The 21,169-nt window shown below is 70.3% G+C and carries 22 protein-coding genes; 13 read left to right on the forward strand and 9 right to left on the reverse strand.

Annotated features, from left to right (window positions below; all coding sequences use genetic code 11):
* Window positions 1–75: 75 nt before the first annotated feature.
* From ACZ6TV_RS40920 to ACZ6TV_RS40930, 3 genes are all read right to left on the reverse strand, one after another.
* The gene (locus ACZ6TV_RS40920; protein WP_465304371.1) at window positions 76–747 is read right to left on the reverse strand and encodes a response regulator; all 672 of its coding nucleotides are present in this window, start codon (window positions 745–747) and stop codon (window positions 76–78) included.
* A gap of 19 nt (window positions 748–766) precedes the next feature.
* Window positions 767–1,975, reverse strand: a complete 1,209-nt coding sequence (locus ACZ6TV_RS40925) for a sensor histidine kinase (RefSeq protein WP_465304373.1) — start codon at window positions 1,973–1,975, stop codon at window positions 767–769.
* A gap of 1,037 nt (window positions 1,976–3,012) precedes the next feature.
* The gene (locus tag ACZ6TV_RS40930; RefSeq protein ID WP_465304375.1) at window positions 3,013–3,876 is read right to left on the reverse strand and encodes a RecB family exonuclease; all 864 of its coding nucleotides are present in this window, start codon (window positions 3,874–3,876) and stop codon (window positions 3,013–3,015) included.
* A gap of 79 nt (window positions 3,877–3,955) precedes the next feature.
* Between ACZ6TV_RS40930 and ACZ6TV_RS40935 the strand changes: the two genes are divergently transcribed.
* Genes ACZ6TV_RS40935 through ACZ6TV_RS40945 form a run of 3 tightly spaced genes read left to right on the forward strand, consistent with a single transcriptional unit; the run spans window position 3,956 to window position 6,625 of the window.
* Window positions 3,956–5,146, forward strand: a complete 1,191-nt coding sequence (locus ACZ6TV_RS40935) for a site-2 protease family protein (protein WP_465304377.1) — start codon at window positions 3,956–3,958, stop codon at window positions 5,144–5,146.
* Window positions 5,143–6,078, forward strand: coding sequence for a tRNA (adenine-N1)-methyltransferase (locus tag ACZ6TV_RS40940; RefSeq protein ID WP_465304379.1), 936 nt, complete (start codon window positions 5,143–5,145; stop codon window positions 6,076–6,078). Before ACZ6TV_RS40935 ends, ACZ6TV_RS40940 begins: the two co-directional genes overlap by 4 nt.
* The gene (locus ACZ6TV_RS40945) at window positions 6,056–6,625 is read left to right on the forward strand and encodes a hypothetical protein (protein ID WP_033362888.1); all 570 of its coding nucleotides are present in this window, start codon (window positions 6,056–6,058) and stop codon (window positions 6,623–6,625) included. Before ACZ6TV_RS40940 ends, ACZ6TV_RS40945 begins: the two co-directional genes overlap by 23 nt.
* Here the strand turns inward: ACZ6TV_RS40945 and ACZ6TV_RS40950 are convergent.
* The gene (locus tag ACZ6TV_RS40950; RefSeq protein WP_465304381.1) at window positions 6,620–6,895 is read right to left on the reverse strand and encodes a ferredoxin; all 276 of its coding nucleotides are present in this window, start codon (window positions 6,893–6,895) and stop codon (window positions 6,620–6,622) included. The two genes, ACZ6TV_RS40945 and ACZ6TV_RS40950, sit on opposite strands and share 6 nt — an antisense overlap.
* Before the next feature lie 146 nt (window positions 6,896–7,041).
* On the opposite strand from ACZ6TV_RS40950, the gene arc reads away from it, so the two are divergent.
* A complete protein-coding gene (arc, locus tag ACZ6TV_RS40955) occupies window positions 7,042–8,808 on the forward strand; it encodes a proteasome ATPase (protein ID WP_033362890.1) in 1,767 nt (588 codons plus the stop codon).
* Between the two features lie 196 nt (window positions 8,809–9,004).
* On the opposite strand, the gene ACZ6TV_RS40960 is transcribed toward arc, so the two are convergent.
* Window positions 9,005–10,273: a condensation domain-containing protein gene (locus ACZ6TV_RS40960; protein WP_465304384.1), complete on the reverse strand. Its 1,269-nt coding sequence runs from the start codon at window positions 10,271–10,273 to the stop codon at window positions 9,005–9,007.
* Between the two features lie 107 nt (window positions 10,274–10,380).
* On the opposite strand from ACZ6TV_RS40960, the gene dop reads away from it, so the two are divergent.
* The 6 genes from dop (at window position 10,381) to ACZ6TV_RS40990 (ending at window position 15,168) form a co-directional block, all read left to right on the forward strand.
* Window positions 10,381–11,898: a depupylase/deamidase Dop gene (gene dop, locus ACZ6TV_RS40965; protein ID WP_465304386.1), complete on the forward strand. Its 1,518-nt coding sequence runs from the start codon at window positions 10,381–10,383 to the stop codon at window positions 11,896–11,898.
* Window positions 11,899–11,944: 46 nt separating this feature from the next.
* Complete coding sequence (locus ACZ6TV_RS40970) at window positions 11,945–12,160, forward strand: ubiquitin-like protein Pup (RefSeq protein ID WP_033362892.1); 216 nt, start codon at window positions 11,945–11,947, stop codon at window positions 12,158–12,160.
* Window positions 12,161–12,258: 98 nt separating this feature from the next.
* Entirely contained in the window at window positions 12,259–13,098 is an 840-nt protein-coding gene (gene prcB, locus ACZ6TV_RS40975) for a proteasome subunit beta (protein WP_465304388.1), read from the forward strand.
* A gap of 46 nt (window positions 13,099–13,144) precedes the next feature.
* Window positions 13,145–13,981 carry a proteasome subunit alpha gene (gene prcA / locus ACZ6TV_RS40980; protein WP_465304390.1) on the forward strand — a complete coding sequence of 279 codons (837 nt, stop codon included), beginning with the start codon at window positions 13,145–13,147 and terminating at the stop codon, window positions 13,979–13,981.
* A gap of 594 nt (window positions 13,982–14,575) precedes the next feature.
* A complete protein-coding gene (locus ACZ6TV_RS40985; RefSeq protein ID WP_354784621.1) occupies window positions 14,576–14,851 on the forward strand; it encodes a hypothetical protein in 276 nt (91 codons plus the stop codon).
* Window positions 14,848–15,168, forward strand: a complete 321-nt coding sequence (locus ACZ6TV_RS40990; protein WP_465304392.1) for a hypothetical protein — start codon at window positions 14,848–14,850, stop codon at window positions 15,166–15,168. Before ACZ6TV_RS40985 ends, ACZ6TV_RS40990 begins: the two co-directional genes overlap by 4 nt.
* Window positions 15,169–15,222: 54 nt before the next feature.
* Here the strand turns inward: ACZ6TV_RS40990 and ACZ6TV_RS40995 are convergent, their stop codons facing one another.
* The 4 genes from ACZ6TV_RS40995 to rfbB are packed head-to-tail and all read right to left on the reverse strand — an operon-like array spanning window position 15,223 to window position 18,161.
* Window positions 15,223–15,924: a glycosyltransferase family 2 protein gene (locus tag ACZ6TV_RS40995; RefSeq protein ID WP_465304394.1), complete on the reverse strand. Its 702-nt coding sequence runs from the start codon at window positions 15,922–15,924 to the stop codon at window positions 15,223–15,225.
* The gene (locus ACZ6TV_RS41000) at window positions 15,911–16,303 is read right to left on the reverse strand and encodes a DUF2304 family protein (RefSeq protein WP_465304396.1); all 393 of its coding nucleotides are present in this window, start codon (window positions 16,301–16,303) and stop codon (window positions 15,911–15,913) included. The genes ACZ6TV_RS40995 and ACZ6TV_RS41000 overlap by 14 nt, the downstream gene beginning before the upstream one ends.
* Complete coding sequence (rfbD, locus tag ACZ6TV_RS41005) at window positions 16,300–17,181, reverse strand: dTDP-4-dehydrorhamnose reductase (protein ID WP_465304578.1); 882 nt, start codon at window positions 17,179–17,181, stop codon at window positions 16,300–16,302. The genes ACZ6TV_RS41000 and rfbD overlap by 4 nt, the downstream gene beginning before the upstream one ends.
* Complete coding sequence (gene rfbB, locus ACZ6TV_RS41010; RefSeq protein ID WP_465304398.1) at window positions 17,178–18,161, reverse strand: dTDP-glucose 4,6-dehydratase; 984 nt, start codon at window positions 18,159–18,161, stop codon at window positions 17,178–17,180. Before rfbB ends, rfbD begins: the two co-directional genes overlap by 4 nt.
* A 73-nt stretch (window positions 18,162–18,234) precedes the next feature.
* Between rfbB and rfbA the strand changes: the two genes are divergently transcribed.
* The 3 genes from rfbA to pafA all read left to right on the forward strand — a co-directional run bounded on the left by rfbA (window position 18,235) and on the right by pafA (window position 21,162).
* Window positions 18,235–19,104, forward strand: a complete 870-nt coding sequence (gene rfbA / locus ACZ6TV_RS41015) for a glucose-1-phosphate thymidylyltransferase RfbA (RefSeq protein ID WP_465304400.1) — start codon at window positions 18,235–18,237, stop codon at window positions 19,102–19,104.
* Window positions 19,105–19,168: 64 nt separating this feature from the next.
* Entirely contained in the window at window positions 19,169–19,768 is a 600-nt protein-coding gene (locus tag ACZ6TV_RS41020) for a dTDP-4-dehydrorhamnose 3,5-epimerase family protein (protein ID WP_465304402.1), read from the forward strand.
* Between the two features lie 35 nt (window positions 19,769–19,803).
* Window positions 19,804–21,162, forward strand: a complete 1,359-nt coding sequence (pafA, locus tag ACZ6TV_RS41025) for a Pup--protein ligase (RefSeq protein WP_465304404.1) — start codon at window positions 19,804–19,806, stop codon at window positions 21,160–21,162.
* Window positions 21,163–21,169 lie beyond the last annotated feature (7 nt).

The raw sequence follows: 21,169 nt of genomic DNA on the forward strand, positions 1-21,169 counted from the left end.
CCTCACGCTACGGGGTGATCTCGGTCGTGCCGTCCTCCCGGGGTGCCGGTCGGGACTACTCCCTGCGAAGGAGACCTATGAGCCCGGTCGGACCAGACCCGTCTCGTACGCGAGGACGACGGCCTGGACGCGGTCCCTGAGACCGAGCTTCGTCAGTACGTGCCCGACGTGCGTCTTCACCGTCGTCTCGCTCACCGACAACGCCCTGGCGATCTCCGAGTTGGACAGCCCCCGCGCCAGATGCACGAGCACCTCCCGCTCCCGGTCGGTCAGCACCCGCAGGTCCCGCGGCGGCGCCGCGTCCGGGTCCGGCAACGCGTCGGCGAACTTGTCCAGCAGCCGCTTCAGGATCCGGGGCGCGACGACGGCCTCCCCGGCGGCCACGGTCCGGATCGCGGCGACCAGGTCGTCGGCGGGCACGTCCTTCGCCAGGAACCCGCTCGCCCCGGCGCGCAGCGCGCCCACCACGTACTCGTCCAGGTCGAACGTGGTCAGGATCAGCACCCGCACCGGCAGCTTCGCCTCGACGATCGCCCGCGTCGCGGCGACCCCGTCCATCCGCGGCATCCGGATGTCCATCAGCACCACGTCGGGCAGCAGGCGCCGGGCCAGCTCGATCGCCTCGACCCCGTCACCCGCCTCGGCGACGATGTCGAGGTCGGCCTCGCCGCCGAGCACCATCCGGAACCCGGTGCGCAGCAGCGGCTGGTCGTCCACCAGCAGGAGCCGGATCGGCCTCTCGTTCAAACTGGCTGCCTTTCGCTGGTCACGCCGGCTGCCGTTCGACGGTGTCCGCGTGCTGTTCGATGGGGATCCTCGCGTGCACACGGTAGCCGCCCCCGGGCCTCGGCCCTGTACGCAGCGTCCCGCCGTACAACATGACCCGCTCCCGCATGCCGAGCAGACCGTGCCCGATGGCGACGGTCCCGAGCTGCGGCCCGCGCCCCGTGTCGCACACCTCGACGACCACGTCGGTGCGCGTGAACGCCATCCTGACCTCGACCGTCGCCGCCCCCGCGTGCTTCAGCGCGTTCGTCAGCGCCTCCTGCACGATCCGGTAGATCGTCAGCGCGATACCCGGGTCCAGCTGCCCCGGCACCCCCTCCACCTTCAGCACCGCCTGCAGCCCCGCCTCGCGGATCTGCTCGACCAGGCCCTCCACACCCGCGAGCCCCGGCTGCGGCGCCAGCTCCCCGGCCGGCTCCGCCTCCGTGCGCAGCACCGTCAGCAACCGCCGCATCTCCCGCAACGCGGTCCTGCCCGTCTCCTCGATCGTGGCGAGGGCCTCGTCGGCGGCCCGCGGGTCCCGCTGCAGCATCCGCCGCGACCCCGTCGCGAGCACCCCCATCACGCTCACGTGGTGCGCGACGACGTCGTGCAGCTCCCGCGCGATCCGCCGCCGCTCGTCGGCGACCGCCTGCTCGGTCAGCGCCCGCTGACTCGTCTCCGCCGTCATCGCCCGGTCCTCCAGAGCCGCCACATACGCCCGGCGGGTCGCCATCATCCGCCCGACGGTGAAGCAGACCAGCGCGCTCATCGCGTTGAACAGCAGGAACACCTGCGGCCCCAGCACGAGCGGCTCCTCGTCGGTGCGCCCCATCACCGTCGCGAGCGCCATCCCCGGCACCCAGATCAGCACCCCGGCCGCGATGGCCCGCTTGAGCGGCAGATACGCGGCGGCCGTGTACGTCACGACGATCACCGCGAACCCGCCATACACGACCGGCAGCACACCGGTGAACGGCACCACGGTGTGCACCGTCGTGAACCACACCGCGAACCACAGCCACCGCCGCCGCACCGCCACCGCCAGCAACCCGACCGTGTCGAAGACCAGCTGCACCGTCAGACTGCTCGCCCCGAACATCTCCCGCGCCAGCGCCGTCGACGCCCCACTGACCACAGCGAGCACCACCGCCAGGGCGATGTCCTGCACCAACGGGTCCGCTCGGCGGCTCAGCACGCGCTTCAGCACCCTTCGTACGGTATCGGCTCCAGAACCCCTCGGATTCGTCGCCGCGTCCTACCCGCGCCTCCTGCTTGAGGATGAGACCCGCCTCACCCGCCCGGGGCCGTCGACGTTCCGGGAAGCCTGCCGCACCGGACCCGCGGCCAGTTGGCCGCTCACGTTCACCGCTGCGCCGGGCGCGGCAGGCAGCCGCCGCCGACCCGGGTCCGACCGTCGGACCGGACCGCGGCGGCACGCGTCAGATCCGAACCGACCCGCTGGCAGGACATCGAGCTGGACCGGCCACGCTGGACCGGGTCGAGCACACCGCGCCGGCACGTCGCCGCGCTGCCGTGGGCCGGGCAGATCGACCCGGGAGCGTGGCGGGGTTGTCGTGAGTGCGGCCGGACCGTCCTCCAGCTGCGCCGAACGAAGCCTGACCGCCGCAAACCTGACGAACAACTGGGAGCGGGGGTTGTGCAGGATTCACCCGAGCGAGGTCAGCCGCGCCGCACCGGCGATGGTCGAACCACGCCGGACCGGGCCGAGTCAGGCCGAGCGGCACCCGCACCGGACCGCGGCGGCCGCGTCTGACCCGAGCCGGGCTGGTTGCAGGACATCCAACTTGAACCAGGCGAGTTGAGCCGGACGAGCTGGACGGGACGATGGCCGAGCTGAGCCGGATCGGGCACCTGCCGAGACGCGGCCGCGCTGCCGTGGACCGGGCGGGCCAGACTTCGACAGAACCGGCCGGCGCCGCCCCCGACTCGACCGACGACCGAACCCTCTGGCCGACCGGACCCGACCGGGCCGGGGCGGGCTGGCCCGCGAACGTGGCGGGATGTCCCGAGCAAAGCTCGGACCGCTCGTCAGCAGCACCGAGCAATACCGACCGCCGCAAACCGGACGAATCACGCGGCCTGGACCGCTCGTCATCAGCGCCGGACCAGGCCTGACCGCGACACCCTCAGCCGGAGCGCGCCGCGCCGAAAGCAAGCAGCGTCCAGGGCAAGCGTCACAGCCCGGCCCGGCGGCACCGCACGACCCGACCGCGCGCGAGGAAGCTACTCGTCGCGGCCCGTCGGCGGCTCCTCGTCCGTCACCAGTGGCAGCGTGACCGTGGCCCGCTCCGGGAACGGTGGCGGCGTCCCCCCGAACGCCGGGCACAGTGCCTGGTGGGCGCACCACCCGCACAACCTGCTCGGGTGGGCGCGGAAGTCCTTGTCCTCGGTCGCCCGCTCGATCGCCTGCCACAGCGCCAGCAGCGTGCGCTCGAAGCGGACCAGCTCGTCGGCGTCGGGGGAGAAGTCGCAGACCTCGCGGTCCTTCAGATACATCAGCCGCAGCACCTTGGGCACCACGCCGCGGGTCCGCCACAGCACCAGGGCGTAGAACTTCAGCTGGAACATGGCCCGGGCCTCGAACGCCTCCCGGGGGGCGCCGCCGGTCTTGTAGTCCACGACGCGGATGTCGCCGGCGGGGGAGACGTCGAGGCGGTCGACATAGCCGCGGATGACGAGCTTGCCGTCGACCTCGGCCTCCACATACGCCTCGCGCTCGGCGGGCTCCAGCCGGTTGGGGTCCTCGACGGCGAAATAGCCGCCGAGCAGCTCCCGGCTCGACTCCAGGAACTCCTCCACGTCGGCGAACAGGTCGGCGAGCCCCTCCTCGGTCTCGACCAGCCGCTGCCACTGCGGCGCGACGAGGGCGGCGGCGCGCTCGGGGGTGCGGCTGCCGGAGGGCTCCTCGAACAGCGCCTCCAGGACCGCGTGCACCAGCGTGCCGCGCATCTGGTCCGCCGTGGGGCGTTCGGGCAGGCGGTCGATGGACCGGAACCGATACAGCAGGGGGCACGTCTTGAAGTCGGCGGCGCGCGACGGCGACAGCGTAGGCAGGGTGGTGATGGTCCCCGTCGTGGGTTGAGGCATGCGTGGAAGGTTAGGCCACGGGTACGACAGTTTTCGCGGACCGGCGTCCCGGCGCGGACTACCCGTAGCATCATGGGCAATGGACGACTACCGCTCGGCACCCGCGCCGGCGTCGTCGGCTGCCCGCCCCCGGAAGCCTGAGCGCGGCTCCGGGATTCCGCTGGGTCGGCTGCTCGGCGTCCCGGTCTTTCTCGCCCCGTCCTGGCTGCTGCTCGCCGCGCTGATCACGCTGACGTATGGCCAGTTCCTGACGTCGCGCCGGGAGTTGCCGGTGAGCACCGGGTTCGCGGTGGGGTTCGGGTTCGTGGTGTGCCTGCTGGTGTCGGTGCTGCTGCACGAGCTGGGGCATGCGATCACGAGCCGGCGTAGCGGCATCGGTGTGAGCGGTATCACTCTGGAGATGCTCGGCGGCTACACGGAGATGGAGCGGGAGGCGCCGCGGCCGGGGGTGGAGCTGTTCGTGTCGCTCGCCGGGCCGGTGGTGTCGCTGCTGCTGGGGCTGCTGTCCGGCGCCGCCGCGCTGGTGCTGCCGCAGGGCGGGATCGCCGAGACGTTCGCGTTCCAGCTGGCGTTGAGCAACATCGTGGTCGCGGTGTTCAACGCGCTGCCCGGGCTGCCGCTGGACGGCGGCCGGGCGCTGCAGGCGCTCGTGTGGAAGATCAGCGGCGACCCCAACCTCGGCCGCCGGGTGGCCGGCTGGTCGGGGCGCCTGGTCGCGGTCGCCACCGCCGTGACCGCGATCGTGCTGTTCTACGAAAAAGTGCTCAACGGGTATTTCGGACTGCTGTTCACGCTGCTGGTCAGCATCACCATGTGGGTCGGCGCCGGTCAGGCGATCCGGCACGGGAGGGTCGCGGCGAGCCTGCCGCCGTTCAACGCCAGGGAGCTGGCCAGGCCGATCGTCCCCGTCGCGGCCGGCACGCCGCTCGCCGAGGCGGAGCGGATCGCCGAGCAGGTCGGCGGCAAGCACCTCGCCGTGGTCGACGGCGCCGGGGCGATGCTCGGGTTCGTGCACGGCGCCTCGGCGCGGGCGGTCCCGGCGGAGCGCCGCCCGTGGGTCCCCGTCGGTGACGTCACCCGCAGGATCGACGAGCACCACGTCCTGGCAGGCGATCTGCGGGGCACCGACCTCCTGCACGCCATCCGGGACGACCCGGGCGGCGACTACCTGGTGGTCTCGGGTGAGGATGTGCACGGCGTCCTGCGCGGCGCCGAGTTGCTCTCGCTCGTGGAAACACGCCGGACCACCACCAGAAGGAATCGCACGTGACTGTGTCCCTCGACCTGCCAGCGACCCGCAGGGGACCGTTCCAACCGGGTGACCGGGTCCAGCTGACCGACCCCAAGGGCCGGATGCACACGATCGTGCTCGAGCCGGGCAAGGAGTTCCACACGCACCGGGGCGCCCTGCCGCACGACGATCTGCTCGGCAGGCCGGACGGCAGCGTCGTGACGTCGGCCGGCGGCACCGCGTATCTCGCACTGCGCCCGCTGCTGTCGGACTACGTGCTGTCCATGCCGCGCGGTGCCCAGGTCATCTACCCGAAGGACGCCGCGCAGATCTGCGCGATGGGTGACATCTTCCCCGGCGCGAGGGTCCTGGAGGCCGGGGCCGGCTCCGGCGCGCTGACCTGCTCACTGCTGCGGGCGGTCGGGCCGAGCGGCACCGTGACGTCGTACGAGATGCGCGAAGACTTCGCGGCCATCGCCCGCAAGAACGTCGAGGCCTTCCTCGGCGGCCCGCAGCAGGGGTGGACCTTGCGGGTAGGTGACGTAGCCGGCTGCGAAGATGTCGGTTTTGATCGGATAATCCTAGACATGTTGACCCCCTGGGAGATCCTGCCGCTCGTGTCGCGGGCGCTGATCCCCGGCGGGGTGTTCATCGGCTACGTGGCGACCACGCCACAGCTGTCCGAGCTGGTGGAGGCGTTGCGCGAGGACGGTGGCTACACCGAGCCCCGCGCCTGGGAGAGCCTGGTGCGCGACTGGCACGTCGAGGGACTCGCCGTACGACCCGATCACCGGATGATCGCGCACACGGCGTTCCTCGTCAGCGCCAGGAAGCTCGCACCGGGGGTGACGGCGCCGCCCCGGCGGCGTAAACCGAGCAAGGGCGCCGAAGCATATGCGGCGCGGCGGTTGGCGGCCGCCGCGGTCGCACGGGAGGAGGAGGCAAAGGATGAGCCGTCCGAGCTTCAGTGACCTACCTGCCGTATTTCCCGACTGGTCGCCCTATCCCGACCTCGAGTCGGCGGCCAGGGCGTACCTCCGGGACCCGGACATCGCACTCGACGCGATGGCCGGGGTCCTGCGGGGGCAAAGTGTGCTCGGCTTCACGCTCGAGCGGTTCGTCAACGACGTCAACGGGGTCTGGCAGGAGGTCGTCGTCTGCGACGGCACCCGGCTCATCCTGTGGCACGGCGAGGACATCCCGCCCGAGGAGGCGCCGCCGGGCTCGATGACGTCGTCGCTGCGGGTGGTGGCGCTGTCCGCGGTGACCGAGGTCGGCTGCCGCCGGCGGCTCAGCCGCAACCCCAACGGTCACGCCCGAGTGGACAGTGTCGATGTCTACCTGCTGCTGACCTCGCTGGACGAGGCGAACGTGGCCGCCGAGGAGGCAGGCTCCGTGATCCGCCACGACGCGTTGCGCTTCGGTAAAACTCTCGACGACGGCGGCGCCGGACAGATCGCCCGTTTGGAGGAATTTGCCCGGCTTGTTTCGTCGCTCGTGGGGAAGCCGATGCTATGAGGCGTTGGGCCCGGCGACCGGCACGTCGTCGGCCGCGCGGTGCACGTGGATGCAGTCGCCGGGGCACTCCTTGGCCGCGTCGATGACCTCGAGCCGGAGGTGTTCCGGCACGTCGACGCGGCTGCCGGGGGCCAGCAGCAGCTCCCCGTCGGCCCCCTTCACATAGGCCAGGCCGTCGACGTCGAACTCGAAGACCTCCGGGGCGTACTGGACACACAGCCCGTCGCCGGTGCACAGGTCCTGGTCAACCCACACCTCAAGAGCGCTCACGCTGCAACATTACAGGGCTGGTGAAAAGGGCCTCCAGGCCGCACGATTTGTAAAAGCCCTGTGGCGCACGGGTTCGAAGGGGCCCAGACCGGCGAACAACAGTTAGTGTTAGAGCACAACGTTCAAAGCCCCCGGGGAGGTGGGACGTGGCACGCAGCGACGACGCGGAGACGCGCGCCGCACGATGGGAGAAGGACGCCCACGATCTCTCCACGCAGGTCGCCTTCCTCCAAGAGGAACTCGCCCTGGTGCGGCGCAAGCTGACGGAAACCCCGCGACACGTGCGACAGCTCGAGGAGCGGCTCGCCGCAGCGCAGGCGCAGATTGCCCGGCTGACCGAAAACAACGAGCGGCTCGTGGCCACCCTCAAGGAGGCCCGCGCCCAGATCGTGACGCTGAAGGAGGAAGTTGACCGCCTGGCACAGCCGCCGAGCGGTTACGGCGTCTTCCTCGCCCGCCACGAAGACGGTTCTGTCGACGTCTTCACCGGCGGGCGCAAGCTGCGCGTCGCAGTGTCCCCGGCCATCGAGGTCGAGGAGCTGCGCCGAGGCCAGGAGGTCCTGCTCAACGACGCCCTGAACATCGTCGACGCGCTCGGGTTCGAGCGGGCCGGTGAGGTCGTCATGTTGAAGGAGATCCTGGAAGGTGGTGACCGCGCTCTCGTCATCTCGCACGCCGACGAGGAGCGGATCGTCCACCTGGCCGACACCCTCGCCGACGCGCCGTTGCGCGCCGGTGACTCGCTCATGATCGAGCCCCGCTCTGCGTATGCGTATGAGCGGATCCCGAAGAGCGAGGTCGAGGAGCTGGTGCTGGAGGAGGTGCCCGACGTCGACTACACCGACATCGGCGGTCTCTTCTCGCAGATCGAGCAGATCCGCGACGCCGTGGAGCTGCCCTTCCTGCACGCGGAGCTGTTCCGCGAGCACCTCTTGCGCCCGCCGAAAGGCGTCCTGCTCTACGGCCCTCCCGGCTGTGGCAAGACGCTGATCGCCAAGGCGGTCGCCAACTCGCTGGCGAAGAAGATCGCCGAGCGGCGCGGTGAGGAGCGCAAGACCAGCTACTTCCTCAACATCAAGGGTCCTGAGCTGCTCAACAAGTATGTCGGCGAGACCGAGCGGCACATCCGGCTGATCTTCCAGCGCGCCCGTGAGAAGGCGAGCGAGGGCACCCCGGTCATCGTGTTCTTCGACGAGATGGACTCGGTGTTCCGGACCCGTGGCTCGGGGGTCTCCTCCGACGTCGAGAACACGATCGTGCCTCAGCTGCTGAGCGAGATCGACGGCGTCGAGGGCCTGGAAAACGTCATCGTCATCGGCGCGTCCAACCGGGAAGACATGATCGACCCGGCGATCCTGCGCCCCGGCCGGCTCGATGTGAAGATCAAGATCGAGCGACCGGACGCCGAGGCGGCCAAGGACATCTTCTCCAAGTACATCCTCACCACCGTCCCGCTGCACAAGGACGACATCGCCGAGCACGACAACTCGCCCGAGGCGACGGTCGCGGCGATGATCGACGCGGTGGTCCTGCGGATGTACAGCGAGACCGAGGAGAACCGGTTCCTCGAGGTGACCTACGCCAACGGCGACAAGGAGGTCCTGTACTTCAAGGACTTCAACTCCGGCGCGATGATCCAGAACATCGTCGACCGGGCCAAGAAGATGGCGATCAAGGACTTCCTCAGCAACGGGCAGAAGGGCATGCGCCTCCAGCACCTGCTCGACTCCTGCGTTGACGAGTTCCGCGAGAACGAGGACCTGCCCAACACCACCAACCCCGACGACTGGGCCCGCATCTCCGGCAAGAAGGGCGAGCGGATCGTCTACATCCGCACGCTCGTCTCCGGCGGCAAGGGCGCGGAGGCCGGCCGGTCCATAGAGACCGCGACCAACACCGGCCAATACCTGTAGGACCGCGACACGAGCGGGCGGCGACCTCGATGGAGGTTGCCGCCCGCTTCGCGGTCTTCAACCAGGTTCATGGCCCAGGTCCGCCGTGGTGCGGACCGTTACTCCCGTGGGCGCCGGTCGGGCCTTGACGGCCCTCCCTCTCCCGCCGCCCGCAGTGGCCCGACGCGACCTGCCGGCCGCGGACACCCGCAACGTCTCAGACCCCCCGCGCGGCCTCCGTCAGGACGGTCTCGAGGGTCGTCAGCACCGTGGAAGCCTCCGCGAGCGAGACGTGGTGCGTGTCGGCGTAGCACGTCAGGACGGTGGCCCGGGCCGAGTCGTCGGCGTGCACGAAGAGCCGGCTCGACGGCGTGTCCTTGAACGGCGTCCACTCGAGGGTGCGGCGCGGCGCCGGCCCCCGCACCGCGGGCGCGCCCGGGTCGCGGCGGTCGTTGAGGTGGAAGTCGAGCAGGAACTGCGGCCCCCGCTCCGCCGCGATCCGCGCGACGAGGGACTCCTTGCCCGCCGTGTCGTAGTACGCGTGCTTGTACGCCACCGTCGCGGCCCGCCGGGCGCTGTCCACCACGGCACCGAACGGCGCGTCGGCGACGTCGACGAGGCACAGCCCCGGCTGGGCGACCGGCGCGACCACGTCCGCCAGCCCCGCCCGGAAGCGGTTGTTCGTGACCAGCAGGACCGGCACCGGGTCGACGCCCGCGCAGCGCCGCACCGCCACCGCGAACGCGGCCAGGAGCGTGGTGGCGGGATCGGCCCCGGTCCGCTCGGCCAGGACCCGCGAGGCCAGGGGGATCGCGGGGGAGACCAGCCGCCCCTTCCAGTGCCGCGGCCGCTCCCGGCGCCGCGACAGGCCCGGCCACGGCGCGGGCATCGCCCGCAGGACCCGCTCCCAGTGCCGCAGCGCGTTGCGGCTCTGCCGGGCCCCGGCCTCCGACGCCTGCCAGCCGGCCTGTTCGAGCGGCTGCATCCCGGCGACCGGCTCCTGCACCCGCGCGGCCACCTCGCGCAGCATCACCGCCGCCCCGGACCGGTCCATCGCCAGATGCCAGATCACGGCGCACAGATGGGTGACCCGGCCGTCGTGCCGCACCACCCCCATCCGGATCGGCCAGTCGCTCGTGAAGTCCACGGTCTCCCGCCGGAACCGCCGCACCATCCGGTCCGCCTCGGCGGCGGGGTCCGCCGCGTCGGCCACCTCCAGGACGGCCTCACCCGACGCGGCGACGACCTGCATCGGCGTCCCGTCGGCGGCGAACCGGACGCGCGTGCGGAGCACCTGGTAGCGGCTCATCAGGTACCGCAGCTCGGCGCACACGTCCTCGACGGTCGTCCCCGCCGGTACCGGCGAACTCCCACCCAGTGGGAGCTGCTCGCCGAACCGGGTCATCGACGCCCAGATGTCCTGCTGCCCCCACGACAGCGGCGCCTCGCCCGCGCCGGCACCCTCGAAAGCGACAGAAATTCGCATCAGTGGATGTTACGGGCGGCGACGGCTTCACAACAATCGGACATCATGCAAACCTGGCGTGCCGCGGTGGAGGCAGAGTGTCGTACCTTGCGACTAGGGTTGTGGGCATGAGTGTGCGGCGCGTGATGGGCACTGAGGTCGAATATGGCGTGTCGGTGCCCGGCCAGCCTGGGGCCAACCCCATGGTGACGTCATCCCAGGTGGTCAACGCTTATGGCGCACGGCCCGAGCTCACCAAGGGCGGCCGGGCCCGGTGGGACTATGAAGAGGAGTCCCCGCTGCGCGACGCGCGGGGGTTCACCTATTCGGGTGCCCTCTACGACCCGGCCGAGGCGCTCGCCGACGAGGACCTCGGCCTCGCCAACGTCATACTGACCAATGGGGCGCGGCTCTATGTCGACCACGCCCACCCCGAATACTCCACGCCCGAGTGCACCAACCCGCGCGACATCGTGCTGTGGGACAAGGCCGGCGAGCGGGTCATGGCCGAGGCGTCCCGCCGGGCCGCGACGATCCCGGGGACGCTGCCGATCCACCTGTACAAGAACAACACCGACAACAAGGGCGCCAGCTACGGCACCCATGAGAACTACCTCATGCGCCGGCAGACCCCGTTCGCCGACATCGTCATGCACCTCACGCCGTTCTTCGTCACCCGGCAGATCGTGTGCGGGGCGGGCCGGGTCGGCATCGGGCAGGACGGGTCCGCCCCCGGCTTCCAGATCTCCCAGCGCGCCGACTTCTTCGAGGTCGAGGTCGGCCTGGAGACGACGCTGAAGCGCCCGATCATCAACACCCGCGACGAGCCGCACTCCGACGCCGACAAGTATCGGCGCCTGCACGTCATCATCGGCGACGCCAACCTGTCGGAGATCTCCACCTACCTCAAGGTCGGCACCACGTCGCTCATCCTCGCCATGATCGAGGACAAGGTGCTGTCCGCCGACCTCGGCATCGCCGACCCGGTCACCGAGCTCAAGGCAGTCAGCCACGACCCCTCGCTGCGGCACCTGATCCGCATGCGCGACGGCCGGCGGCTGTCCGCGCTGGACATCCAGTGGGCGTTCTACGAGCGGGCCCGCGCCTATGTGGACTCCCGGCAGGGTTCCGACGTCGACGAGCAGACCGCCGACGTCCTCGACCGGTGGGAGAGCGTCCTGGACCGGCTCGGCCGCGACCCGATGCTGTGCGCCGGCGAGCTCGACTGGGTCGCCAAGCTGCGCCTCCTGGAGGGCTATCGGGAGCGCGAGTCGCTCGGCTGGTCGTCGCACAAGCTCCAGCTCGTCGACCTGCAGTATTCCGACGTCCGCGCCGAGAAGGGCCTCTATCAGCGGCTGGTGGCCCGCGGGTCGATGGCGACGCTGTTCACCGAGGACGAGATCCAGCGCGCGATCGTCGAGCCGCCGGACGACACGCGGGCCTATTTCCGCGGCCGGTGCCTGGCCAAATACCCCGCCGAGGTGGTTGCGGCCAGCTGGGACTCGGTCATCTTCGACGTGGGCAGGGAGTCGCTGGTCCGGGTGCCGATGATGGAGCCCGAACGAGGGACCAAGAAGCACGTCGGTGCACTGTTCGACAAATGCCCGAGCGCGAAGGATCTGCTCGAAGCGATCACTTCCGGGTAAGTTCGAAGCAGCGGTTGTTTGGTGGTCCCCCCGAGGAGGATGAGACATGGCTACGAGGGATACGGGCGGGCAGTCCCAATCCGGCAAGTCCAGGCGCGACGAGGAAGAGGACGTCGCCGCCCCCGAGGTCAATCCGGAGACCGCCGAGCGGGTCGAGCAGTTGGGTGAGGACGTCGACGACCTCCTCGACGAGATCGACTCGGTGCTCGAGGAGAACGCCGAAGAGTTCGTCCGCGGATACGTGCAAAAGGGCGGCCAGTAACCGCCACGAAGAAGGGTCCCGTCGGTCCGGACGCATCCGGGCCGACGGGCGTATTGTCTGACTCACCTACAGTCGATCATCCTGTGAAGGGAGCTCCGTTGCCGACGGGACTTGAGCACTCCGGTCGTCTCCCGGCCGCGTTCCACGCCGCGGGGACCTCGTCGTTCAGCGAGTTCCTGTCAGCGGTCGCGCCCGAGATGCTCCCGGGCCGCCGGCCGTTGCCGCCCGGCATGGCCGCGGACGTCAGCGCGCACGCCACCACGATCGTCGCGATCACCTGCGCCGACGGTGTCCTCATGGGCGGCGACCGCCGCGCCACGATGGGCAACCTCATCGCGCAGCGCGACATCGAGAAGGTCTTCGCCGCCGACGCCTACTCCCTCGTCGGCATGGCGGGCACCGCCGGCTTCGGCCTGGAGATGATGCGGCTGTTCCAGGTCGAGCTGGAGCACTACGAGAAGATCGAGAGCACCATGCTCTCCCTGGAGGGCAAGGCCAACCGCCTCGCCACCATGGTCCGCAACAACCTCGGCGCCGCCATGCAGGGCCTGGCCGTCGTGCCGCTGTTCGCCGGGTTCGACGTCGACGCCAAGTCCGTCGACCGGGCGGGGCGCATCTTCAGCTTCGACGTCGCCGGCGGTGTCTACGAGGAGCGCGGCTACGACTCGATCGGCTCCGGCTCGCTGTTCGCGAAGTCGTCGATGAAGAAGCGGTACAAGCCCGGCATCACCACCGCCGAGGCCGTGAAGGTCGCCGTCGAGGCGCTCTACGACGCCGCCGACGACGACACCGCCACCGGCGGGCCCGACCTGCTGCGCGGCATCTTCCCCGTCATCATGACGGCGACCGTCGAAGGCACCCACCGGCTCACCGACGAGGAGACCCGCGCGGTCGCCGAGGCGGTCATCGCCGAGCGTCAGGACAACCCGGGCGTCTGAGCCCGCTCTTCCCGCAAGCTCCCACTGAAGAAGGAGAACCCGCCCCGTGGCCATGCAGTTCTACGCCTCGCCCGAGCAGATCATGCGGGACCGCTCGGAATACGCGCGCAAGGGCATCGCGCGTGGTCGCAGCGTCGTGGTGCTCAGCTACGAGGGCGGCGTCCTCTTCGTCGCGGAGAACCTGTCGACCGCCCTGCACAAGGTCAGCGAGATCTACGACAGGATCGGCTTCGCCGCCGTCGGCCGCTACCCGGAGTTCGAGAACCTGCGCTCCGCCGGCGTCCGCCTCGCCGACCTGCACGGCTACTCCTACGGCCGCCGCGACGTCACGGGCCGTCAGGTCGCCAACGCGTACGCCCGCACCCTCGGCGCCATCTTCACCCAGGAGCAGAAGCCCTACGAGGTCGAGATCTGCGTCGCCGAGGTGGGCGCCACCGCCGAGGACGACGAGCTCTACCGCATCACCTACGACGGCTCCGTCCAGGACGAGCCCGGGCTCGTCACGATGGGCGGCCAGTCCGACGCCATCTCCGGCGCCGTGAAGACCCGCCTGCGGCCCGACCAGACGCTCGCTGAGGCGCTGAAGCTGGCGGTCGAGGGTCTGGGCAGCGTCGGCGGCGAGAGCGGCCAGCCGCGCAAGCTGGCGGCCAACCAGCTGGAGGTCGCCGTCCTCGACCGGCACCGCCCGGGCCGCACGTTCCGCCGCCTGACGGGCCTCGCCCTCACCGCGATCCTCGAGGACCCGGCCAAGGCCGACGCCGTCGAGGAAGGCCTCGAGGACAAGCCCCAGCCCCCGGCCTCCCCGAGCACCCCGGCCGACAACGCCAGCGGCCCCGCCCCCACCTCCGACGAGGTCGAGGGCGACAAGCCCGCCGCCGAGTAACCGTCCGAGGAACCACCCGGGCCGGGACGCGCGTCACCACCGCGCTCCCGGCCCGTCCCATGTCCACCGCCCGCGCCTTCACCACCGCGCCTCGGCTCGCCTGACGTCCCGTCACCCGCGCCTTCAACCCGCGCCCCGGCCTGCCGGACGCCCACCACCTGTGCTTTCACCACCGCGCCCGGCCGCCCGGTGTCCGACCACCCGCGCCTTCACCACGGCGCCCGGCTGTCCGGTGTTCAACCACCCGCGCCTTCACCACGGCGCCCGGCTGTCCGGTGTTCAACCACCTGCGTTTTCACTCCGCGGCTCGGTCTGCCCGTGTCCATCACCTGCGCCTTCACCCCGCGCCCCGGGCCGCTCCGTGTCCACCGCCTGCGACTTCGCCTTGCGGCCCCGCCCGATGTCCGCCGCCCGATGTCCACCGCGCGGTTCGACTTCGCGTGGTTCGGGCGCCCGCTTCGAAGGGTCCTGAGCTGGGCCGTCGGCCGTCGCGGGGTCGATCGCGCGGTTGCCGGCGGGGTGGCGCGGCAGGTCAGGACCGGCGCCTCGGGAGGGTCGTAGACGGAAGTCTGACGGGCGTCGTACATTGGAGGCATGCCGTACCGCTGGTGGCCGGCGACCCTGGCAGCGCTGGTCGGGATCACCGACGCCGAGGTGCTGCAGGCGTTGAACGCCGATCGGCGACGCCCACTTCCGGGCTTCGCGCTCGGCATTCCGGCGCTCAGCATCTGGGCACGCACGGACACGGGACGGGCGCTGATCGTCGTCGTGAAGCAGGAAGGCCAGTTCAGCTGGGGCATTCTCGGAGCGCGGGACATGACACCGGATGAGCTCGCCGAGTTCGAGAAGTGGGAGGCGAGCGCAGCATGAACACCGATCCGCTCAGTGAGCAGCAGATGGACGCCATGGTGGCGGCCGTCGCCGCCGGGGAGTTCACGTTCGACCGGGCCGCGCCCACGCCGGCGCTGCCCCCGAAGCCGGACGCCGAGGTCATGGCCGTCTATTCGATGCGGCTGCCGTCGGACGTGGCCCAGCGCCTCGCCGCGGTCGCGAAGAGCAAGGGCGTGAAGCCGTCGACGTTGATGCGGCAGTACGTCGAATGGTGCCTGGCGACCGAGGTCAGCGACCGCCCGATCTCCCTCACCGACGCGCTGCGCGCCCTCACGCAGCTCCGCCCGGCCGCGTAGCAGCGGGCCGGGCGGAAACAACCGCTCGAGCAACGACCGGCGGGGAACGACCGCTCAGGTGCGGATCAGCGCCAGGAGCAGCACGATGCCGGCCCGGCCCAGGTAGATCGTGGACTTCATCGGCGAGGCGCTCGGCGTGCCCGCCATCCGGGCGCGCATGCTCACCGGGATCTGGGTGATCCGATAGCCGGAGCGGGCGACCCGCACCAGGACCTCGATCGTGTCGCCGAGGTACTCCGCCGGATACCAGTGCGCGAAGAACTCGATGAGCTTGCGGTTGCACGCGCGATGCCCGGACGTGGTGTCGGTGAGCTTCGTGCGGGCGAGCTTCGACAGCACCATCGACAGCATCCGCATCGCCCACTTGCGCGGGCCGGTGACGCTGTAGCCGCCCTCGCCCGCGAACCGGGCGCCGATGACCAGGTCGTGCTCGTCGAGCGCGTCGACGAGCTTCGGGATGTACCGCGGATCGTGCTGCCCGTCCGCGTCGACCTGGATGGCGACGTCGTAGCCGTGGTCGCGGGCGTACCGGTACCCGGTGCGCATCGCCCCGCCGACGCCCAGGTTGAACGGCAGCCGGGCCACGATCGCCCCCGCGTCAGCGGCCCGCAGCGCGGTGTCGTCGGAGGAGCCGTCGTCGACGACGATGATGTCGACGCCCGGCAGCTCGCCGAGGACCTCGGTGACGACGTCGGAGATCGAGCCGGCCTCGTTCCACGCCGGGATGATGATCAGGACCTTCTTACCGTTGATCATCTGAGACCTCGAGGGTGGAGGGGGCCGGCACCGCCGACGTGTCACGCGGGCGGCCGAGCTCGCTGCGCAGCAGCGCCAGGTCCTCCGCGAGGGTGCGCGTCTCCTCCTCCAGCCGGCTCACCTCCCAGCTGAGATGCACCGTGACCATCAGCAGGAACACGATGCCGAGGAAGAGCACGAGGCTGACGCCGGACTTGATGCCCAGCGCCTCCGCCACGCTGTTGATGATCGGGGGGAAGAACGCCATCGGCAGGATCAGGATGCTGACGGCCAGCCACAGGATCGCGTACTTCTCCTGCAGCTGCCGCCGGCGCAGCAGCTCGACCATGAAGGCCAGGACCGCGAGGGCGGTCAGCCCCGTGACGATGATGAGCTTCATCCGGCACCTCCACCGCTCGCGCTGACGACGGCCGCGAACGCGGGGTCGCGCAGCGCCGCGGTCAGCATGGTATGCCAGTCCCGCATCGGCGCCATCCCCACGGCCGCCCACCGGTCGTGGCCCAGGACGCTGTAGGCGGGCCGGGCGGCGGGCCGCACGTAGGCGGCGCTGGTGGTCGGGCGGACCCGGGCCGGGTCGAGTCCGGTCAGCGCGAAGACGGCCTGGGCGAGTCCGTGCCAGGTGGTCTGCCCCGAGGCGGTGCCGTGGTAGATCCCGGCGGGCGCGCCGGAGTCCGCGAGGTCGACGAGCCGCTGCGCCAGGTCCCTGGACCACGTCGGCTGGCCCACCTGATCGTCGACGACGTCGACGAAGTCGCGGGTGGCGGCCAGGCCGAGCATGGTCTTGACGAAGTTGCGGCCCTGCGCGCCGTACAGCCACGCGGTGCGCACCACGTAACCGGACGAGGGCAGCGTCGACAGTACGGCCTGCTCGCCGGCCAGCTTGCTGTGCCCGTACGCGTTCAGTGGCGCCGTCGGTGCGTCCTCCTGATACGGCGCCGTCCCCGCGCCGTCGAAGACGTAATCGGTTGAAACGTGGACAAGTCGCGCACCGAAGGCGCGGCATGCCTCGGCGAGCACCGTCACGCCCGTTCCGTTGACCGCGAGGGCGGCCTCATAGTCGCTCTCCGCACCGTCGACGTCGGTCCAGGCGGCCGCGTTGAGGACCACGTCGTGCCCCTCGACCGCCGCGCGAACCGCCGGGACGTCAAGGATGTCCAGGTCCGCGCGTTTCAGCGCGGTGACGGGACGCCCGTCCAGGGCCGCCAGGAGGTCCTGGCCGAGCATCCCGCCGGCACCGGTGACCAGGTAACGGGTCACAGCGCCGCGCGCGTCTTCAGTGGCTCCCACCAGGAGCGGTTCTCCTTGTACCAGGCCACCGTCGCGGCGATGCCGTCCTCGAACGTGACCGCCGGGGCGTACCCGAGCTCGTTGCTGATCTTCTCGTGGCTCAGCGAATACCGCCGGTCGTGGCCCTTGCGGTCCTCGACGGGGCGCACCGCCGACCAGTCCCGGCCGGTCGCCTCGAGGAGTACCTCGGTCAGCTCACGGTTGGTGAGCTCCCGGCCGCCGCCGATGTTGTAGACCTCGCCGGCGCGGCCCTTCTCCAGGGCGAGCTGGATGCCGGCGCAGTGGTCGGACACGTGCAGCCAGTCACGGATGTTGCCGCCGTCACCGTACAGCGGGACCTGCTGACCGTCGATCAGGTTGGTGACGAACAAGGGGATGACTTTTTCCGGAAACTGGTAATGCCCATAGTTGTTGGAGCACCGGGTGACCACGACCTCCATGCCGTGGGTGCGGTGGTAGGCCAGCACCAGCAGGTCCGAGCCGGCCTTCGACGCCGAGTACGGCGAGTTCGGCTGCAGCGGCCACTCCTCGGTCCACGAGCCCTCGTCGATCGACCCGTACACCTCGTCGGTCGAGACGTGCAGGAAGCGTCCGACGCCCGCCCGGCGGGCCGCGTCGAGGAGGACCTGGGTGCCGATGACATTTGTCGTCACGAATGGACCGGCGCCGAGGATCGACCGGTCGACGTGCGATTCCGCGGCGAAATGCACGACCGCGTCGTGCCCTGGCATGAGCTGCTCGACGAGGTCGGCGTCGCAGATGTCGCCCTCGACGAAGGTGAGGGCGGAGTCGCCGGACACGGGTGCCAGATTGTCCCGGTTGCCGGAATAGGTGAGCTTGTCGAGCACGGTCACGGCCGCCCCGGCATGGGCCGGGTAACCGCCTCCGAGGAGGGTGCGGACGTAGTGGGAGCCGATGAACCCGGCACCGCCGGTGACGAGGATTCTCACGGGATCGGGAGTCTAGTGCACTCAGTAGGGCGCTGAGTCGACCGAGGGTCCGCACAACCCGTAAGGTGGCCAGGTGCGTGGCATCATCCTCGCCGGTGGCACCGGCTCCCGCCTCTGGCCGCTGACCAAAGCGGTATCGAAGCAGCTCATGCCCGTCTTCGACAAGCCGATGATCTACTACCCGCTGACCACATTGGTGATGGCCGGGGTCCGGGAGATCCTCGTCATCACCACACCCGAGGACCAGGACCAGTTCCAGCGGCTGCTCGGCGACGGCACCCAGTGGGGCCTCGAGATCAGTTACGCGGTGCAACCGCGCCCCGAGGGGCTCGCCCAGGCGTTCATCATCGGCGCCGACTTCATCGGCGACGACTCGGTCGCGCTGGTGCTCGGCGACAACATCTTCCACGGCGCGCTGCTCGGCCAGCGCCTCGCCGACAACGGCGAGCTCAAGGGCGGGCGGGTCTTCGCCTATCCGGTGGCCAACCCGCAGGACTACGGCGTGGTGGAGTTCGACGACGACGGCAAGGTGCTGTCGATCGAGGAGAAGCCGGCCCGGCCGAAGTCGCGCTACGCGGTGCCCGGGTTGTACTTCTACGACAACCGGGTCGTGCAGATCGCCCGCGAGCTCAAGCCCAGCGATCGCGGCGAGCTGGAGATCACCGCCGTCAACGCGGCCTACCTGGAGCGCGACGAGTTGCACGTCGCGATCCTGGATCGGGGCACGGCGTGGCTGGACACGGGTACCTTCAACACGATGGTCCAGGCCGCCGAGTTCGTCCGCGTGATCGAGGAGCGGCAGGGCCTCAAGATCGGTTGCGTGGAGGAGGTCGTGTGGCGTGCGGGCTTCATCGACGACGCACAGCTGCGGGCACTGGCCGAGCCGTTGCGCAAGAGCGGCTACGGCGAGTACCTGATCCAATTGCTCGATTGGGAAGCCTGAGCACCGCCCCCACAATGAGCCGACCGATCAACACAACGACATCGCGACGGGTGGGGCCGCACACGTGAAGTACCGACAGCTTTCGATCGCCGGTGCCTGGGAGATCACCCCGGTGCAGCACGGCGATCCCCGTGGGCTGTTCCTGGAGTTCTACCGGTTCGAGCAGCTCAGCGCCGAGGTCGGCCATCCGCTGCGGCTGGCGCAGGGCAACCTGTCGGTGTCCGCGCGGGGGGTCGTGCGGGGCATCCACTTCGCCGACGTCCCGCCGGGCCAGGCGAAATACGTGACGTGCACGAGGGGCGCCGTGCTCGACGTCGTCGTCGACATCCGGGTCGGATCCCCGACATTCGGCCGCTGGGAGGGTGTCCAGCTCGACGACGTCGACCGCCGCGCCCTGTATCTCGGCGAAGGCCTCGGACACGGGTTCTGCGCGCTCACCGACGACGCCACGATCACCTACCTGTGCTCGGAGAGCTACAACCCGACGGGTGAGCACGGCATCCACCCGCTCGACCCGGAGATCGGCATCGTGTGGCCGACCGACGAGCCGCAGCTGTCCGCGCGGGACGCGGTCGCGCCGTCGTTCAGGGAGATGCGCGAGGGCGGCCGGCTGCCGGACTTCGCCACCTGCGAGGCGTATACGCAAAGTCTGCGGGCGCAATAGGGCCGGAATGGCGTTCAGGCGGCTAATGTTCCTACATGGACCGGCGAATTTTCGGCCTTGAGACCGAATACGGGGTCACGTGCACCTATCGGGGACAGCGCCGCCTGTCCCCCGACGAGGTCGCCCGCTATCTGTTCCGGCGCGTCGTGTCGTGGGGCCGTTCCAGCAACGTGTTCCTGCGCAACGGCGCGCGCCTCTACCTGGATGTCGGCTCCCACCCGGAATACGCGACGCCCGAGTGCGACTCGGTGCCCGACCTGGTCACCCATGACCGGGCCGGCGAGCGGATCCTCGAAGGCCTGCTGGTCGACGCCGAGCGCCGGCTGCACGACGAGGGGATCGCGGGCGAGATCTACCTGTTCAAGAACAACACCGACTCCGCCGGCAACTCGTATGGCTGCCACGAGAACTACCTGGTCAGCCGGCACGGCGAGTTCGGGCGCCTCGCCGACATCCTGATCCCCTTCCTCGTCACCCGCCAGCTCATCTGCGGCGCGGGCAAGGTCCTGCAGACGCCGCGCGGCGCCGTCTACTGCCTGTCGCAGCGCGCCGAGCACATCTGGGAGGGCGTCTCCTCGGCGACCACCCGGTCCCGACCGATCATCAACACCCGCGACGAGCCGCACGCCGACGCCGAGCGCTACCGGCGCCTGCACGTCATCGTCGGCGACTCCAACATGAACGAGGTCACCACGCTGCTCAAGGTCGGCACCGCCGACATCGTGCTGCGGATGATCGAGGCCGGCGTCGCCATGCGCGACCTCTCGCTGGAGAATCCGATCCGCGCCATCCGGGAGGTGTCCCACGACATCACCGGCCGCCGCCGGGTCCGCCTCGCCAGCGGCAAGGAGGTCAGCGCCCTGGAGATCCAGCAGGAGTATTTCGACAAGGCGACGGAGTTCCTCGACCGGCGCGGCGCCGACGCGCCGACCAAGCGGGTCATGGAGCTGTGGGGCCGCGTCCTCAACGCCGTGGAGAGCGGCGACCTCAAGAACGTCGAGCGTGAGATCGACTGGGTGACGAAGCTCGGTCTCATCGAGCGCTACCAGCAGAAGCACGACCTGCCGCTGTCCCACCCGCGGGTCGCGCAGATGGACCTGGCGTATCACGACCTGCGCCGTGGCCGGGGCCTCTACGGCCTCCTGGAGCGCCGCGGCAAGGTCGACCGGGTCGCCGGTGACCTCGACATCTTCGAGGCCAAGGAGACCCCGCCGCAGACGACCCGGGCCCGGCTGCGCGGTGAGTTCATCCGGCACGCGCAGGAGCGCCGCCGCGACTTCACCGTCGACTGGGTCCACCTGAAGCTCAACGACCAGGCTCAGCGCACCGTGCTGTGCAAGGACCCGTTCCGGGCCTACGACGAGCGCGTCGACCGGCTCATCGCCAGTATGTGAACGATCG

This window comes from Dactylosporangium sp. NPDC051087 (genome assembly GCF_055586325.1).

Excerpts from the sequence above, each read along its gene's own strand:
- ACZ6TV_RS40930 (WP_465304375.1), bottom strand. The coding sequence starts at position 3,876 with ATGCCTCAACCCACGACGGGGACCATCACCACCCTGCCTACGCTGTCG.
- ACZ6TV_RS40935 (WP_465304377.1), top strand. The coding sequence starts at position 3,956 with ATGGACGACTACCGCTCGGCACCCGCGCCGGCGTCGTCGGCTGCCCGC.
- ACZ6TV_RS40945 (WP_033362888.1), top strand. The coding sequence starts at position 6,056 with ATGAGCCGTCCGAGCTTCAGTGACCTACCTGCCGTATTTCCCGACTGG.
- ACZ6TV_RS40960 (WP_465304384.1), bottom strand. The coding sequence starts at position 10,273 with ATGCGAATTTCTGTCGCTTTCGAGGGTGCCGGCGCGGGCGAGGCGCCG.
- dop (WP_465304386.1), top strand. The coding sequence starts at position 10,381 with ATGAGTGTGCGGCGCGTGATGGGCACTGAGGTCGAATATGGCGTGTCG.
- ACZ6TV_RS40970 (WP_033362892.1), top strand. The coding sequence starts at position 11,945 with ATGGCTACGAGGGATACGGGCGGGCAGTCCCAATCCGGCAAGTCCAGG.
- ACZ6TV_RS40985 (WP_354784621.1), top strand. The coding sequence starts at position 14,576 with ATGCCGTACCGCTGGTGGCCGGCGACCCTGGCAGCGCTGGTCGGGATC.
- ACZ6TV_RS40990 (WP_465304392.1), top strand. The coding sequence starts at position 14,848 with ATGAACACCGATCCGCTCAGTGAGCAGCAGATGGACGCCATGGTGGCG.
- ACZ6TV_RS40995 (WP_465304394.1), bottom strand. The coding sequence starts at position 15,924 with ATGATCAACGGTAAGAAGGTCCTGATCATCATCCCGGCGTGGAACGAG.
- ACZ6TV_RS41000 (WP_465304396.1), bottom strand. The coding sequence starts at position 16,303 with ATGAAGCTCATCATCGTCACGGGGCTGACCGCCCTCGCGGTCCTGGCC.
- pafA (WP_465304404.1), top strand. The coding sequence starts at position 19,804 with ATGGACCGGCGAATTTTCGGCCTTGAGACCGAATACGGGGTCACGTGC.